We start from the raw sequence: 16,033 nt of genomic DNA, 5'->3' as shown, positions 1-16,033 counted from the left end.
TGGACTTTATGAAAACATTAAAATCACTTTTAATCGGAAGCAGCGTGTTTTTAGCAAACTTGGGAGCATCAGCTACAAGTATTTTTAGGTTGGAACGCTGCACAGGGTCATGCAGGAACTGCGGGTTTTCCTGCCCTCAAACTATTATTGGTTTTGCAGGTGTAGGGGTTTTCTTTTTGATTTACAAGAATTTAAAAAGCAAGATTAATTGGGGCAAAAAGTCTTATAAAATAGAAAGTTAAGTTATCTTTGAATGAAATTAGCAATCTTTAAAATAAAGTATAAAAACTATTGACAGCATCATAAATATTAACTATAATAAACCTTATAAATCGTATATGAATAGTAAGAATTAGTTGACTAGGCATACTGGAGGCTAAATAGATTGCACATCGTGTAATTTGTTTAGCCTTTTTGATGTCTAGGTCTATAAGATTTTCAATTTAAAGGAGTGATAAAAATGAGCGAACAAAAGCTTCACTTTGAGACTCTTCAAGTCCATGCAGGGCAAGTACCTGATCCCACAACTGGATCAAGGGCAGTACCGATTTATCAAACAGCTACTTATGTAATGAAAAGTCAGGAACATGCAGAGATTCTATTTTCATTAAAAGAGTTCGGTAATACATATACCAGAATTGTGAATCCTACCAGTGATGTTCTCGAGCAGAGAATAACTGCTTTAGAAGGTGGATCGGGAGCTTTAGCTGTCGGATCAGGGGCTGCAGCAGTTACATATTCAATCTTAAATCTGGCAAGGGCGGGTGACGAGATAGTTGCAGCAGGTACATTGTATGGGGGCACTTATAATCTGTTTTCTGTGACATTGCCTAAGTTAGGGATTAACACTGTATTCGTTGATCCGGATGACCCTGACAATTTCAGAAAAGCAGTTACTGACAAAACCAAGGCTATTTATATTGAGTCTATTGGAAACCCAGGAATCAATATAATTGATATTGAGAAAGTGGCTTCCATTGCCCATGAGAATGGAATTCCGCTTATAGTGGATAATACATTTGGGACTCCATATCTAATAAGACCCTTTGAGTATGGTGCCGATGTCATTGTACATTCAGCTACCAAGTACATTGGGGGACATGGTACGTCAATTGGAGGACTTATAGTTGACGGAGGAAAATTCGACTGGTCTGCAAGTGGAAAGTTTCCTGAGTTTACAGAGCCTGATAGGAGCTACGGAGGGTTAAAATACTATGAAAGGTTTAAGGAAATTGCTTATATAGTAAAGGCCAGGGTACAACTACTAAGGGATACAGGTGCTGCACTTAGTCCATTCAACTCATTTCTTTTCCTGCAAGGACTTGAAACGCTTTCATTAAGAGTAGAGAGACATGTTTATAATGCACAAAGAATAGCTGGATTTTTAGAAAGTCATCCTAACGTTTCATGGGTGAATTACCCAGGCTTAAAGAGTAATAAGTATTACGAACTTTCTAAGAAGTATTTTCCGGGTGGCCCAGGTGCCATTTTTACATTTGGTGTAAAAGGAGGTACCGATGCAGCGAAAAGGCTTATTGACAATGTAAAGATATTTTCTTTGCTGGCTAATGTAGCCGATGCAAAATCATTAATCATTCATCCTTCAAGTAGTACTCATGCACAGCTGTCGGAGGAAGAACAAAGGAATGCCGGTGTCTTACCGGATATGGTAAGGGTTTCAATCGGTATAGAGCATGTTGAAGATTTAATCAATGATCTTGATCAGGCTTTAGAGAGTCATAAAATTGATATTTAATCAAATATGTGCAATTCCAGGGAGGAAAGTAAAGATGAAAAATAAAATTTTAGTCATTTTATTAATAGCTATGTTAATTAGCTCGACTTTTATAGGTTGTGGAGATAGTGAAAAAATAGGTATTACATCTGGAACAAGTTCGATCGCAAGTGACAGTGTGAAGCCAAGTGAAGGGGCTAAGCCGAGCGAGGCATCTAGTGAATCAAAAAAATTAAAAAAGGTAACTGTATCATACGCTGGCGGAACCTGTGAAGCACCTGAATATGTGGCTTATCATAAAGGCTTTTTCAAAGAGGAGGGATTGGAAGTTGATTTCGTAAAAGCAGATTTCAATGAATTAAAAACAGGCATAGCATCAGGAAAAATCGATGCATCTGTGGGAAACTTTTCCTGGTTTAAAGCAATAGAGCAGGGACTAAAGGTAAAACTTACTGCGGGACTTCATGCAGGTTGTATTCAGGCTGTTGCACCTGAAAGTTCGGGGATAAAGACTTTAAAGGATTTGAAAGGAAAGACAATTGGTGTTGATGCGATAGGCGGAGGACCACATATAATTTTGTCAATAGAACTTAAAAAGCTCGGTATAGATCCGAAAATAGATGTTCAGTGGAAGGCATTTCCACCTCCTCAGCTTGAAACAGCCGCAGGGAAGAAAGACATTGACGCATTCATAGTTTGGGATCCATTTGGTGAAAAGGCATTAAAGGAAAAGAAGTATGCAAAATTATTGAATATTGGGCATGATGAACCTTATAAATCCGGCTACTGCTGCTATGTTGTTGTAAGCGAAAAACTTGTCAAGGAAGATCCGGGGACCGCTGCAGCTTATACAAGAGCAGTATTGAAAGCAGATGGATGGATAGCGACCAACCAAAAAGAAACAGCTCAGTTGGAAATTGATAATAAATATGTTTCTGCAGATGTAAATGAGATTGAAAAGCTGTTAAAGGATTATGTATGGAAGCCTTCAGTAATAAAGGCAAAAGAAAATATCAAATATTTTATAACTGAACAGAAAAAACAAGGTATTCTTGAAGCCTCAACAGATGAAAAACAGCTATTTGAAAAGATTTTTGCAGAAGTAATACCTGATTATAAAGGTGAATAACCAAGAGGTTACTTCCAAGATACCGGACTATATAGTTATACTAAGTTCGGTATCTATAAATAGCGACTGTAAAGAGGTGAATGACAATGTCCATAAACCATTTAGAGCTAGCCGAAAACGGCATGGTACAAAATGCTCAATTAAGCGATACCATAACTGAAAATCAAAATGCTCATAAGTTCAGTTTTGTAGTTATTATACCTTTAGTAATGTTGATTACAAATATTATACTTCATTTAAATCTTCCAAACAATCAGGAGATGAATATAAGATATGCTTATGCATCTGTTTTGGTAGTATCAGCAGTTGTCTATTCAATTTTATTAACAATATCTGTAAGATTAAAGAACTTATATGATAAGATAAGGCATCTGATTCCAATCCTGACAGCTGTAGTGGGAGCCGTTGAAGTCTGGGATCTTGTCACACTTAAATTGGCATTGCTGGCATTGCCTTATTTTCCTGGACCTGACAAGGTTTTGGGAGTATTTAAGGAAGATTGGTCACTTATACTAAAAAGCTTGTTTTATTCCTTAAGATTAATGTTTGTTGCATATGCCATAGGAACAACTCTAGGACTTATAACCGGAATATCAATGGGATGGAATAAAACAGTAAATTATTGGGTAATGCCAATTTTGAAAATAATTGGCCCAATTCCTGCAACTGCATGGATTCCAATAGCTATGGTTGTTTTTCCTACTACATTTTGTTCCAGCATATTTCTGATTGTTTTATCAGTATGGTTTCCTGTGACAGTCATGACAAGCTCGGGAATAGGTAATGTCAGAAACTCTTACTTAGAGGTAGCAAGAACTCTTGGAGCCGACAGCAAGTATCTCATATTTAAGGTTGCAATACCTGCAGCATATCCAATGATTTTTATAGGTTTGTTCATGGGAATGGGGAACTCATTCATAACACTTATTGTAGCAGAAATGCTTGGAGTAAAAGCCGGTCTTGGGTGGTACATAAACTGGGCACAAGGGTGGGCGGAATATAATAAAGTTTATGCTTGCTTACTTGTAATAGCTTTAATATTTTCCACATTACTTACTTTATTGTTTAAGCTAAGAGATAGAGTTCTCATCTGGCAGAAGGGGTTGATTAAATGGTAGAAACAGCAAAAAAAATATTTCCAGAAGAAGCACCAGGTGGGCATATTGAGATACAAGGAGTATCAAGGGTATTTAAGGATTCAAATTCCAGTGAGGTGATAGCATTAAATGATGCATCCCTTGAAATTAATGAAGGTGAATTTGTATCACTTGTGGGACCCAGTGGTTGTGGAAAGTCAACACTTCTTAGGCTTATCGCAGGTCTCGATACACCCACTAAAGGGACTCTAAAACTTGATAACAAAGTGGTAGAAGGACCGAACTATCTTCGTGGCCTTGTCTTTCAAGATCCAACACTTTTTCCATGGCTTAGTGTTAAAAACAATGTTGCATCAGGGTTAATTGCAAGGAAAATATACGACAAAAAGAATAATGAGGTAATGGATTATATTAAGCTTGTCGGACTGGATGGCTTCGAGAATTCCTTTCCACACCAGCTATCAGGAGGTATGGCTCAGCGAGTTGCATTGGCAAGAGTTCTTGTAAATCACCCCAAAGTACTTCTTTTGGATGAGCCTCTAGGTGCTTTAGATGCCTTTACCAGAATGTATATGCAGGATGAAATAATACGAATATGGAAAGAAAGGAAAACTACAGTTGTTCTGGTTACTCATGATATTGATGAAGCTGTTTATATGAGTGAGCGAATCATTGTTATGACTCCAAGGCCGGGGAAAATACAGAAAATTATCAATGTTCCACTTGGGTGGCCAAGAAGAAGGAATGACCCTGATTTTTTCAGAATCAGATCAAAGATATTGGAGATATTGAATTTCGCAAAGGAAGAAAGTCTTAATTATTATTTATGATGAATTAGGCTTGTTGAAAATATAACTTCCCGTATAATTCCGCTTTCTAAGTTAACTTAACTCGTGAGCACACGCTCAAAACGGGAAGTAACATTTCAATCATGCCTCAGTAAATAGGGAGGTAGTTATGGCAATAGAAAACTGTTTTAAATATAACAGTTCATAATAAAAGGGAACTCCAGGCAGGAGGTAATAAATATGAAATATAAAATAGCGGTTGCATCAATAAATGGCAAATCATTGGATAAAAATTTACGGTTGGCAAAGCAGTTTATAATATATGAAGTATGTGATAATGATTACCTGTACTTGGAAACGAGAAACCTAGGCTATAATGTAGATGAGTACTATGGGGTTGTTATTACGATCTCAGATTGCTATGTGGTTGTAGCGGAATGTATAGAGCACCATGAAATAAACCTTCTGAATATTAATGGCATTTTCGGAGTTCAATTATTTGACTGCTCAATAGATACAGCTGTAAAAAAGGCTATGGCTATGGGTATTCAATTTAATTTTTTTCTTTGATTAAATATATACAAGGAAGGCTAAGTTTATGAAATTATCAACAAAAGGAAGATATGGTCTAAGAGCAATGGTTGATCTGGCAATTAATTCCCATAATGACCATGTGGCATTATACAGCATAGCAAAAAGGCAAAATGTTTCAGGCAATTATCTTGAGCAGGTGTTCTCAGTACTTAAGAAGGTAGTGACGATAGTATAGAGTTTAAGCATAGTATAAAGTATTGTATTAAGCAAAATGTATGGGATAAAATCAATGAGAGTATAAATAAGATTGTTGACTCAATTACTCTGGAAGACCTTGTCAATGATTATAAAAATTATTCGGAAAAAAATATTAAAGAGAGTCTAATGTTTTTTTTATATGACATATCATTATATAAATGCTACTATTCCGATATGTTTAAACAATAATATTTTTTTATTGTATTGACATATTTTAGAATATATAATAAAATAAAATCAATTAAACATATAAGAATAGTGGGAATAAAATTAGGTGGAGGGGATCTAATGTCAAAAATAGCTAAGAATTTAACAGATTTGATTGGAAATACACCTCTGTTGGAATTAGCAAGTTATGCAAAAGCTCACAATTTAGAAGCTAAGCTAATAGCGAAGCTTGAATACTTTAATCCTGCATCCAGTGTAAAGGACAGAATAGGTTATTCCATGATAAAAGATGCTGAGGATAAAGGTATTATTAATAAGGACTCGGTTATAATTGAGCCAACCAGCGGGAATACAGGTATTGCACTTGCGTTTGTTGCAGCTGCAAAGGGATATAAGCTTATAATAACTTTACCGGACACATTTAGTATAGAAAGAAGAAATCTCTTAAAAGCACTTGGGGCTGAATTGGTTTTGACACCAGGGTCTGAGGGAATGAAAGGTGCAATCCGCAAAGCTGAAGAGATTGCAGCACAAACGCCAAATTCCTTTTTGCCAAATCAATTTAAAAATCCTGCAAATCCTGAAATACATAGAAGAACTACAGCAGAAGAAATATTGAGAGATACTGAAGGGCAGGTTGACATATTCGTTTCAGGTATTGGAACTGGGGGAACCATTACAGGTGTAGGAGAGATTCTGAAGGAAAGAAAGTTTGATGTTAAGATAATAGCAGTTGAGCCCAACGATTCTCCTGTCTTGTCAGGCGGCAGTCCAGGACCTCATAAAATACAAGGTATTGGCCCCGGATTTGTACCCGATATTCTAAATAAATCAATAATTGATGAAATATATAAGGTTAAAAATGAAGAAGCCTTTGAGACTGCCAGAAAACTGGCAAAGTCGGAAGGCCTTTTGGTGGGAATATCTTCAGGTGCAGCAGTGTTTGCAGCTACTCAAATTGCAAAGAGGCCTGAAAATAAGGGAAAATCAATCGTTGTTGTTTTGCCGGACACAGGGGAAAGGTATCTTTCTACAGTTCTTTTCCAGGACTAATAGATATATTTTTACCAAATACCTGGCTTAATAACACTTTTCATAAAGCTTAGGGGGAATTATCCCCCTTAAATTAAAACGCAAAACCTACTAAAACAATATGAATAATAGGAAAATATAATCTATCTAACTTGATTAATATGGAGGGGTTCATATGAATAATCTTAGAAGGCGTAAACAATTTGAAAAAATTTCTTTAAGTACAATTATTGTAAGAGCAGTTGGAGATATTCAAAATGGCTCAGTTACAATAATCAAGCAAGATAATACTGTAATACAGGTTAATTTGAATGAAAAAATAACTTTGGAAAATGATGTAATGTTTTTAAAAAGCAGCGGTTTTTAATTTTGTCAATTAAAGTTATTATTCTTGCATTAACTGTAAGAATAGTAACACTTTTGATATAGCCAAATTTATAGAGGGTGTGATGGATGATGGCAATAGACGAAGCAATAAAGAAAACTCAAATATCCGAGGAGAACTTAAAAAAACTGTTAAGTTATGTTGAAAGTATTCAATATGGTTCTGTGACTTTGTTCATACAAGAAGGCAAGGTTGTTCAGATTGAAAAAAATGAAAAAATCAAATTAAAATAGTTGCTTTGTGTTTTACTATATTTTGAAATATAAATAATAATTGCAAAACATATGGTTTATATATGCTGACTAGAAAACTAGAGGCTGTGTTCCTTAAAGGAATGCGGCCTTTTTGTTTTTATTGAGCTTTAAATTTGAAAGGAAATAAATATGATGGGCGATAAACTGGCTTATGACGGTTGGCTAAAGGTTTACAAACGTAAAGTGGGTGATAGAGAGTATGATATATTAAATGACTATAATGCAGTGGCTGCAATTATTGTTAATCAGTATAACGAGATTTTGCTGGTTAAGCAATTTCGTCCGGCACTTATGGAAGAAACCCTGGAAATTCCAGCAGGATCTTTGGATATAGATAATGAAGATGAAATAACATGTCTAATCCGTGAGCTTAAAGAAGAAACAGGACTAATCGTAAAGCCTGAATCAATAAAGCACCTTGTATCATATAAGCCTATGATGGGGTTTTCAAACAGTTTAATGAAGATCTATCATATAAATGTTTTGAAGGATGAGGCCCAATGTGCTGAGATTGAGGATGAGGATGTTTATGATTTAGTCTGGATGGGATTTGACGAATTGCATAACAACATTAAAAATGGTGATATGCTTGATGCAAAAACTATTTTAGCCTTTTTGAGCATGAAAAATAATTATACTCTGATACAAAATCTCTAAGATATTAACGATTGCAAAGAAGACCATGATCTTTTTGAGAAAATAGTCTTGATGCCTAATTTTTGGGCTTCTTTTTTTATATGTGCACACAGACTGTGGTTGATATAATCAATAAAAACAACTACTAAATCTGAATTTTGAGGAATTTCTACACATTTATGATTGCTTTTTCGTCCACTTATATGTTTTATGATGCAGAAGCCTCTTTTACAAAGACTGCAATTAATTCTTTCAATATTATCACCACCAAAAATTGTTATGTTCATATTATCACATCCTAATTTTTTATCATTAACAAATGATGCTAAAGTATATTAAGTGTATTGGAATACTATGATATAATTCTAATATATTTAGTAACATTTGTCAATTGAATTCTGCTGTAAAAACATATTAAGCACATAGGAAAATTACCAAACAAGACCTAATGTTCAAATTTTTTATCATTAAAGATATTTAAGAAAATGTATTTTTTTTAAAGTAAATTTATAATTATTCAAGTATCCATATATGTATTTAAATGTTATATTTAGAAGCGTAAAGTTCGTGTTATAAAATGCCCGGGCAAAATCGTTAGGCATGTTAAAGAAATAACTTCCCCCTATATGCTCGTTTTCGAGTCCACTTAATTTCGTGAACTCACACTCGCAAGGGGAAGTAATTCTTTAATCATTCCTTAATAAGCTTAGAATAGGAGGATTATAGCTATGAAAGTAAAAATACCCGCTTTAACAATATCATTAACGGTTATGGTTTTAGCTATAAGTATGTTTGGATGGGAATGTAAAGAAAAAGTGTATGCGTCAGAAACAGGAAATACCACAGTGGCTTCATTAAATACTGAATATAATCAGCTTGAAATGCCAATACTTACAATAAACACCAATTCCGGAGGCCAAATCAGTTCTGATGAAGTATATGCTGATGCAAAAATCAGCATAATTAATGACAAAGGTATTTATGAAATGACTGATATGGCTACATTGGTAAAACTCCGCGGCAGCAGTTCCATGTACGCAGAAAAGAAAAGCTATAAAATGAAATTTGAAGAAAAACAAAACTTATTAGGTATTGGCGACGGTAAAGGAAAGCCTTGGCTTTTAATAGCTAATCATTCCGACCATTCTCTTTTAAGAAATCTTACAGCATATAGTTTTGCAGAGAAACTTACCGGTATGTCTTATTCGCCGAACTGCCGCTCTATAGAATTATATCTTAACGGTGAATATCAAGGTGTTTATCTGCTATGTGAGGACAATAACGTTAATAAAAATCGTGTAGCAATCGAAGAAGCACCTGATGAAGTCGAAAACAACGGTTATTTAGTTGAAATGTCCAGATATGAGGGGGAAAATAAGTTTGACGTTGATACAGCAAGCTATGTAATAAAAAGTGAATTGTCTGAAACTGCAGCAATAAAAGGCCAGCAGATTAATTACATATCCAATTACATTAAGGAATCGTATAACGCATTAAAAAATGGCGATCAGGAGAATGTAAAAAAGTATATTGACCTTGACTCATTAGTTGATATATACATTGGCAATGAAATTGTAAAAAATGTTGATGCCGGCTGGGACAGCTTCTATATGTATAAAGATGTTAACGGAAAACTTTGCTTTGGCCCTATGTGGGATTTTGATCTGGCTATGGGGAATGCAAACTGTGTAAAGGGATTTGACTCATGGGCAGGATTTAGCCCATATACTGTCTTAAATGTAAATGCAAACTCAAATCCATGGTTTTGCAATGCACTTTCAAATAATTGGTTCCGCAAATTAGTAAAAGAACGCTGGAATGAACTTCAAAACGAATTAAATGACCTGCCAAATATAGTTATTACAGAAGCCCAATCCAATTATAAGTCTTATTGCAGAAATTTTGATAAGTGGAACATTTTAGGAAAGCAGACAAACATCTCACCAGAGGAAATAGTTAAACTTCCAACATATAAAGACCATTACATGTATCTTAGCAATTGGCTGTCCAAGCGTGTAAGCTGGCTAAAAGACCATTTTAATAATGAAGATTTTATAAATGGAATATTTGTAAAGGAAGACGGCAAAGAATTATCTGCCAAGTCCAATTTACTGGAATTAAGTTCAATTCTTGCATTTGGAAACGAAATGACCTATGAAATTTTACCCGACACAGGAATTGCTGTGGCAGTTCAAAACGGGGGTTCAGAAAGTTGGGCTACCCAGGCGATTGCCTCAGGTTTTATGCTGGAAAAGGGAGCAGAATATGTACTTTCATTCGATTACAAATGTACCGATGGACGATTGCTTCCATTCGCTGTTCAACTAAATCATGCACCTTGGTCACCACTTCATTTAGGTAATTTAAACATCACTAATGAGCCTCAACATTACGAAGCTAAGTTTACAGTCCAAGTAGATGACTCTAACTGTGCTCTTGCATTTAGCCTTGGCAGCGACACTTTTAACGGTACAGTTGTTACCTTTGATAACTTAAGTCTTATAAAGAAATCTGCAACCGAAGTACTTATAGGTGACATAGACAGAAATGGTGCTGTTAACATGTCTGATGTGGTTCTTATGGCAGCTATATTCAATTCAGTTGTAGGAGACGGCAATTATAAAGCTTCTTGTGATTTGAACAATGATGGTTCAATAAATATGGCTGATGCAGTTATTATTGCTTTAAATTTCAATAAAACAGTCAGCGACTAATACCAATCTATGAAATAAATAAAAAAATAAATCCAATAGAGTTGAAAAAACCTGCCCATTTTGATACATTCAAGGTGTGCAGGTTTTTATTTATGTTAAGGAAATTACGGAGGGTATTGCATGAGGAATACTAAAAAAGCAATAATATTTTTTATCTTAATTATGTTATTCTTCAATATAAAAGGAAGCTCCTCCAGTATTGATTTTAATAGAGACGCTATGATGGCTGAAAGTAATAAAAACGGCAAGTCACTCCCACCTTACAAAATTATATGGTATCATGCTCATAAAACCCAAAAGGATATGCAGCTAGTACTTAAAAAAGTCAATGAATATTTAATAAAAAGAATAAATGCAACCCTGGAAATGAGATTGATTCCAGAAGCCGATTATGATAATAGGCTTAAATCGGCCATTTCCTCAGGTGAGAAATTTGATATTTGCTTTACATCGGTCTGGATGAACAGCTACACTCATAATGCCCTAAGGGGGTCCTTTATTGAGCTTGACCCTCTCCTTGAAAAGTACGGTAAGGGTACATTGAATGCACTTCCGCAAATACTTCTTAACGGGGCCCGGGTTAAGGATAAACTGTATACCCTTCCGGCAAACCAGGATCTCGCACATCAGTGGGGAATTTCTTTAAATAAAAAATATACGGACAAGTATGGGGTTGATGTGTCCAATATTAAAAAAATAGAAGATCTTGAACCTATGCTTAAAATAATTAAGGAAAAAGAAAAGGATGTTGTTCCCTACCTCATTTATCCTTATTCCTGTCATGCATTTTCTATGCCTATGGAAAGGGTTGAGGAACAGGTGCCAAGCGGTCTGTATTTGGATAATAGGACAGGCTACAAGGTTGTTAATGCCATGGAGATTACTGAATTTAAAAATTATTTGTCACTCATGCACAAGTGGTATAAAGCCGGGTATATTTTAAAGGATGCAGCATCATTAAAAAATGTCAGTAACTTTGAAAATGCAGGAAACTGGTTTGCTGGTTCAGTATCCTATAACCCACTTTTAAAAAGCAAACTGAAGGAAAAACTGGGTTATGATGTTACTGTTGTTCCCATAGGTAGCCCTTTTATAACAAAAAAGGATACGGTATTCTTCATGCACGCCATATCATCAACTTCCCAGGACCCTGGAAGGACAGTCATGTTTCTGGAACTGCTTAATACAGACAAGTATCTCTTCAATTTGATAGCTTACGGAATAGAGGGTATCCATTACCAAAAAACAGGAGAAAACGCAATTAAGCTGTTGGATAATTCATATCATATAGAGCCATGCACATTTGGAAACATGAAGCTTTCTTATACGCTTTCCTCTTATTCAAAAAACATATCAAAGGATATTGAGAATTTTAATGCTTCACCAATAATTTCGCCACTACTTGAATTTAATTTTGACCCTGAACCTGTTAAGAACGAGATTGAGAAGATTACCGAGGTCACCGAAGAATTCGAAGGACCGCTCTTTGTTGGTGCTGTTGACCCTGAAATATACCTGCCGAAAATTATTCAAAAATACAAAGCGGCAGGCCTTGATAAAGTGATGGCCCAGCAGCAGAATCAGCTTGATACATGGCTTCTCGAAAAGAGGATAAAAAAGTAGCATTTTAAGTTTTATTGATTTTTAAATTCAGAGGGTGAAATACCTGTATATTTTTTAAACAAGCTGTAAAAATAATTTGGATCAGAATAACCAATCTCAATTGAAATCTCTCTTGTGCTTTTGTTTGTGCTCAGCAGAAGCTCCTTAGCTTTTTCTACTCTTATTGTATTGAGATAATCGGTAAAATACACTCCCAGCTCTTCCTTGAAAAGCCGTCCTAAGTAATTGGCATTGATATTGAAATCATGAGCCAGGCACTTAAGGGAAATATCTTTGGAATAATTCGTTTTTATATGCTTCATTGCCCTTTTTATGATTGGATGCAGGTTTTTCTGCTTATATATAAGGTGTTGAAGAATACTTTTAGCCTTGTTCTTAGTAAACTCTATTATTTCTTCCAGGCTTTGTAGATTGAAAATATCCGAAACAGGCCTATGCAATTCCTGATCCAGCACATTGCTTCCCTCCGGAGTACTGATGACTATGTTTATTATGGAAAAAAGTATTTCCACCGAAGTATTCTGAACAAAGTATGGCGTAATGCCTTTCAAGTTTCCTATCCTTACGAATATGCCATCAATATAAGATAGTAGTCCGTCAACATCTTTTGAAGCTATAAACCTCTTCAACTCATCAAAAGAAAGTATTTCCCTTATTTGTATTTTAGAAGTATCTTTTTCGATTTCACTGTCTAGTATACTGTCAAAAGGCAGTATTATTGAATATTGCTGAAGTTCTATCGCTTTTTTATAACTTTTCTCAAGCATTCTCCAGTTATTTTCATAGCTTCCCGCAGTAATAAAAAGATTGATACAGTGTGAATTTTTCACCTCCATCATACACTCAAGAAGCACATCTTTTAGCATAAGTGGCTCAAGAAGCTCCTTATTACAGCAAATCAATAACAGAATATTTCCCTCAGGAGAACGAAAAGTAGGCCCTAATTCATGCTTATCAATAACTTTGGTGCATATTTTTTCAATGTTTGCCATAATATCGCCAGGTATCGTCTTCCATGTCTTACTCTCCAAAGCTCTAAATACACAAACCGTAAGAGGTCCATTAAGTTTGATGTTAAGATGGAACAGTCTTTCATTTAATTCCTCTTCACTTATTGAACCTGTAACAAGTCGGTAGAGGACATTGTTTCTTATTATATCCTTATCCCTCTCAAAATCAATGGGACTTACCCGGGTGTTTTGAAGCTTTTCAAGTATATTTAACAGAGTTGATGTCAATTCCTCTACATTTACAGGTTTTAATATATAGTTCTCAATGCCAAGCTTGATTGACTCCTTCAGATATTCAAAATCATCATAGCCGCTCAATACTATAAAATGAGTACAAGGCTTTATTTGCTTAACTCTCCTTATAAGCTCCAGCCCATCTATACAAGGCATTTTAATATCGGTAATGAGTATATCGGGAGTACTGCTTTCAATAAGTTTCCATGCCTCCAGTCCGCTATATGCTGTCTCAGGGATATTCAACCCATACTCTTCCCAGTTAATTATATTCTTTAGACCTCTAACAATAGCAGGGTCGTCATCCACGATGAAAACTTTGTACATATACTTCCATTTCCTCCTTTGGTATTGCAGGAATCCTTATGGTTATAGAAGTTCCCTGTCCTGTACTGCTTTTTATTGTGAGTCCATATCCTTCTCCAAAAAACAATACAATTCTGTCATGCACATTTTTAATTCCAATGCCACTTTGTGTATTATTACTGCCTCTTTCCAAATTTTCCTTTATATCGTCAAGCTTTTCTTTTGAGATTCCGTTTCCATTGTCTTCAAGGGATATAAATATGTCTTTTTCATTTTTGTATACATTTATGTTAAGTAGATTATCCTCCCGCTCCATATTGATGCCATGGCAAATATAGTTTTCAATAAGAGGCTGAAGGGTATGCTTAAGAATTCCGTAGTCCGATAGCTCTTCTTCAATATTGAATTTTACAAAAACCACGTAGGAAGATCTAATATTATGAAGCTCCACATACATTTTGGCATGTCTTATTTCTTCCCATATGTTGATAACCATTTTTTCCTTTACGGTACTGCGATAATACTTTGATAAAAGATAAATCATATCTCCGGCTTCCTTATTCTCTCCTGCTAAAATCCTCATTCTTATGGATTCCAGGGTATTATACAGAAAATGAGGATTAATCTGGGCTTGCAGTTCTTTTATCTGTGCATTTTTCTGATTTATTTCCGACACATATGCCCTATCGATATAATTTTTCAAATCCTCACACATGTCATTAAAGCTCACTGCAATCTCACTTAGCTCATCTCCGTTTTTTGCCGCATCAATCCTATAGGAAAGGTTTCCCTGCTTTATAATTTTGGTACCATGAACAAGTGATGCAATCCTTGTTGAAAACCTCTTGATAGAAAAGGCAGTAAAAACCAAAATAGCTATTATAAAAATACACGCAATAAAAAATATAGTTTTTGTAAACACGGAAGAATGTGAAAAAACAGATTGTCTCGGGAGAACAGCTGCAGTTACAATACCCACACTTCCCGAAGTAATGGTATGTATCATATTGTTTTTGTGTATCGCTGATGAAGTATTGTTATTTTTTAAATCACTGAAAAGATTATGATATTCGGGTTTGCCTAATAAGTCATATATTATTCCGCCCTGCGGTGTAAAGACTGTGATTCCAACATGATATTCTTTAGCCGATGCTGAAAGCTTGTTTTTTATACTATCTACAGCATAATCAATAACTATAAACCCCAGGTTATTTGAAGTGAATTTTTCTTTCACTATATAAGCCATGGAAAAAACATTTTTCCGGTTACTGTTTCTAAGATAATGTGCATTATGACTAGGCAGTATCCTTAGGCTTTCAAAGCTATTGTTAAATTTTCCTATGGCATTAATTACATAACCGTCTTTAGGAAATACAACACCACAATTTAGAGAGTATACAAATGCTTCATCCTGCTTGATGCTGTATATGCTGATTCCTGTCATGCCAGCGTCTCTTAAAAGACATGAGTTGAAATAGTTCTCAAATCCATTGTATTTGTTATCCTGGCTTTCAAAAAGCTTATTCATCTTGTATTCTAAATGTTTGTTATAACCGTTTTCCATGAGGTACAGAATTTCGGTATATAATATTTTATTGGTATAAATGTTATCAATGATATCCCTAGATTCATTTGTTTTTTCTTCAATATATGAATGTACGCTTGCCGCTGCCATTTCATTTGCTTCTTTGGACTTGCTCTTAAAATAAAGATTTATATTTAAACAAGCCATATATGCAAAAAGAAAAAAGCAAATCACAGCAACTGATGAAAATATAATAAATATTTTATTGAATAATTTTCGCTTAATATATCGTTCATATAAATTGATAAACATATAACCACCCGGAAATTTAGTAATAACTGAAATTACATAATACTCTAATTATATCAGAAAAATCATTGTTTGAACTTCTGTGTTAAATCCTTAATGATATCACAGAAGTTTTATTGCGTACAAATATGAATTCGGCTCAGAAAGAACATTCAATCGAGTCTCTAAGGAGGAGTTTGGCATTACTCCGACAAATTCTGCTGTAAAAACATATTAAACATATAGGAAAATTACCAATTAATTTGCAAAAGTTCTTGACATGTGAAGAATAAAGATTTAAAATTAAAGTTAATTAA

The 16,033-nt window shown here is 34.8% G+C and carries 15 protein-coding genes and 1 pseudogene; 13 read left to right on the top strand and 3 right to left on the bottom strand.

Translation table 11 applies throughout. The features are described from left to right. The first annotated feature begins 8 nt into the window (after window positions 1-8). From VIO64_RS15145 to VIO64_RS15095, 11 genes and pseudogenes are all read left to right on the top strand, one after another. Window positions 9-242, top strand: a complete 234-nt coding sequence (locus VIO64_RS15145; RefSeq protein ID WP_331919709.1) for a hypothetical protein — start codon at window positions 9-11, stop codon at window positions 240-242. A gap of 218 nt (window positions 243-460) precedes the next feature. Continuing rightward, window positions 461-1,756 carry an O-acetylhomoserine aminocarboxypropyltransferase/cysteine synthase family protein gene (locus VIO64_RS15140; protein ID WP_331919707.1) on the top strand — a complete coding sequence of 432 codons (1,296 nt, stop codon included), beginning with the start codon at window positions 461-463 and terminating at the stop codon, window positions 1,754-1,756. Between the two features lie 34 nt (window positions 1,757-1,790). Continuing rightward, on the top strand, window positions 1,791-2,864 hold the full coding sequence (locus VIO64_RS15135) for an ABC transporter substrate-binding protein (RefSeq protein ID WP_331919705.1): 1,074 nt from the start codon (window positions 1,791-1,793) through the stop codon (window positions 2,862-2,864). Between the two features lie 86 nt (window positions 2,865-2,950). Then, window positions 2,951-3,982 (top strand): ABC transporter permease, encoded by a 1,032-nt coding sequence (locus tag VIO64_RS15130; protein ID WP_331919703.1) that lies wholly within the window; start codon window positions 2,951-2,953, stop codon window positions 3,980-3,982. Further along, window positions 3,976-4,791, top strand: a complete 816-nt coding sequence (locus tag VIO64_RS15125) for an ABC transporter ATP-binding protein (RefSeq protein ID WP_331919701.1) — start codon at window positions 3,976-3,978, stop codon at window positions 4,789-4,791. Before VIO64_RS15130 ends, VIO64_RS15125 begins: the two co-directional genes overlap by 7 nt. Before the next feature lie 198 nt (window positions 4,792-4,989). After that, window positions 4,990-5,319 (top strand): hypothetical protein, encoded by a 330-nt coding sequence (locus VIO64_RS15120; RefSeq protein WP_331919699.1) that lies wholly within the window; start codon window positions 4,990-4,992, stop codon window positions 5,317-5,319. A 28-nt stretch (window positions 5,320-5,347) separates the two neighbouring features. Next, window positions 5,348-5,730, top strand: a pseudogene (locus tag VIO64_RS15115) (RrF2 family transcriptional regulator). Window positions 5,731-5,829: 99 nt separating this feature from the next. After that, window positions 5,830-6,762: a cysteine synthase A gene (gene cysK, locus VIO64_RS15110; protein WP_331919697.1), complete on the top strand. Its 933-nt coding sequence runs from the start codon at window positions 5,830-5,832 to the stop codon at window positions 6,760-6,762. A gap of 154 nt (window positions 6,763-6,916) precedes the next feature. Then, window positions 6,917-7,108, top strand: a complete 192-nt coding sequence (locus tag VIO64_RS15105) for a DUF2292 domain-containing protein (RefSeq protein WP_331919695.1) — start codon at window positions 6,917-6,919, stop codon at window positions 7,106-7,108. 86 nt (window positions 7,109-7,194) lie between these two features. After that, complete coding sequence (locus VIO64_RS15100; protein WP_331919693.1) at window positions 7,195-7,359, top strand: YezD family protein; 165 nt, start codon at window positions 7,195-7,197, stop codon at window positions 7,357-7,359. Between the two features lie 150 nt (window positions 7,360-7,509). Next, window positions 7,510-8,037, top strand: a complete 528-nt coding sequence (locus VIO64_RS15095) for an NUDIX hydrolase (RefSeq protein WP_331919691.1) — start codon at window positions 7,510-7,512, stop codon at window positions 8,035-8,037. Here the strand turns inward: VIO64_RS15095 and VIO64_RS15090 are convergent. Continuing rightward, the gene (locus VIO64_RS15090; protein WP_331919689.1) at window positions 8,034-8,303 is read right to left on the bottom strand and encodes a DUF2325 domain-containing protein; all 270 of its coding nucleotides are present in this window, start codon (window positions 8,301-8,303) and stop codon (window positions 8,034-8,036) included. The genes VIO64_RS15095 and VIO64_RS15090 overlap by 4 nt on opposite strands. A gap of 441 nt (window positions 8,304-8,744) precedes the next feature. Between VIO64_RS15090 and VIO64_RS15085 the strand changes: the two genes are divergently transcribed. Both VIO64_RS15085 and VIO64_RS15080 read left to right on the top strand, forming a co-directional pair. After that, window positions 8,745-10,730, top strand: a complete 1,986-nt coding sequence (locus VIO64_RS15085) for a CotH kinase family protein (protein WP_331919687.1) — start codon at window positions 8,745-8,747, stop codon at window positions 10,728-10,730. A gap of 120 nt (window positions 10,731-10,850) precedes the next feature. Next, on the top strand, window positions 10,851-12,353 hold the full coding sequence (locus VIO64_RS15080) for an ABC transporter substrate-binding protein (protein WP_331919685.1): 1,503 nt from the start codon (window positions 10,851-10,853) through the stop codon (window positions 12,351-12,353). Between the two features lie 11 nt (window positions 12,354-12,364). On the opposite strand, the gene VIO64_RS15075 is transcribed toward VIO64_RS15080, so the two are convergent. Both VIO64_RS15075 and VIO64_RS15070 read right to left on the bottom strand, forming a co-directional pair. After that, entirely contained in the window at window positions 12,365-13,924 is a 1,560-nt protein-coding gene (locus VIO64_RS15075; protein WP_331919683.1) for a response regulator transcription factor, read from the bottom strand. Then, window positions 13,899-15,578, bottom strand: a complete 1,680-nt coding sequence (locus VIO64_RS15070) for a sensor histidine kinase (protein ID WP_331919681.1) — start codon at window positions 15,576-15,578, stop codon at window positions 13,899-13,901. Before VIO64_RS15070 ends, VIO64_RS15075 begins: the two co-directional genes overlap by 26 nt. Between the last annotated feature and the right edge of the window lie 455 nt (window positions 15,579-16,033).

The sequence above is a fragment of the Pseudobacteroides sp. genome (assembly GCF_036567765.1).
Classification (GTDB): Bacteria; Bacillota; Clostridia; order Acetivibrionales; family DSM-2933; genus Pseudobacteroides.
Note: the sequence above shows the minus strand (reverse complement) of the source record. Positions and strands in the feature narration are given on the sequence as shown.

Excerpts from the sequence above, each read along its gene's own strand:
- VIO64_RS15100 (WP_331919693.1), top strand. The coding sequence starts at position 7,195 with ATGATGGCAATAGACGAAGCAATAAAGAAAACTCAAATATCCGAGGAG.
- VIO64_RS15135 (WP_331919705.1), top strand. The coding sequence starts at position 1,791 with ATGAAAAATAAAATTTTAGTCATTTTATTAATAGCTATGTTAATTAGC.
- VIO64_RS15070 (WP_331919681.1), bottom strand. The coding sequence starts at position 15,578 with ATGGCAGCGGCAAGCGTACATTCATATATTGAAGAAAAAACAAATGAA.
- VIO64_RS15140 (WP_331919707.1), top strand. The coding sequence starts at position 461 with ATGAGCGAACAAAAGCTTCACTTTGAGACTCTTCAAGTCCATGCAGGG.
- VIO64_RS15130 (WP_331919703.1), top strand. The coding sequence starts at position 2,951 with ATGTCCATAAACCATTTAGAGCTAGCCGAAAACGGCATGGTACAAAAT.
- VIO64_RS15145 (WP_331919709.1), top strand. The coding sequence starts at position 9 with ATGAAAACATTAAAATCACTTTTAATCGGAAGCAGCGTGTTTTTAGCA.
- VIO64_RS15105 (WP_331919695.1), top strand. The coding sequence starts at position 6,917 with ATGAATAATCTTAGAAGGCGTAAACAATTTGAAAAAATTTCTTTAAGT.
- cysK (WP_331919697.1), top strand. The coding sequence starts at position 5,830 with ATGTCAAAAATAGCTAAGAATTTAACAGATTTGATTGGAAATACACCT.
- VIO64_RS15095 (WP_331919691.1), top strand. The coding sequence starts at position 7,510 with ATGATGGGCGATAAACTGGCTTATGACGGTTGGCTAAAGGTTTACAAA.
- VIO64_RS15090 (WP_331919689.1), bottom strand. The coding sequence starts at position 8,303 with ATGAACATAACAATTTTTGGTGGTGATAATATTGAAAGAATTAATTGC.
- VIO64_RS15085 (WP_331919687.1), top strand. The coding sequence starts at position 8,745 with ATGAAAGTAAAAATACCCGCTTTAACAATATCATTAACGGTTATGGTT.
- VIO64_RS15120 (WP_331919699.1), top strand. The coding sequence starts at position 4,990 with ATGAAATATAAAATAGCGGTTGCATCAATAAATGGCAAATCATTGGAT.
- VIO64_RS15075 (WP_331919683.1), bottom strand. The coding sequence starts at position 13,924 with ATGTACAAAGTTTTCATCGTGGATGACGACCCTGCTATTGTTAGAGGT.
- VIO64_RS15125 (WP_331919701.1), top strand. The coding sequence starts at position 3,976 with ATGGTAGAAACAGCAAAAAAAATATTTCCAGAAGAAGCACCAGGTGGG.
- VIO64_RS15080 (WP_331919685.1), top strand. The coding sequence starts at position 10,851 with ATGAGGAATACTAAAAAAGCAATAATATTTTTTATCTTAATTATGTTA.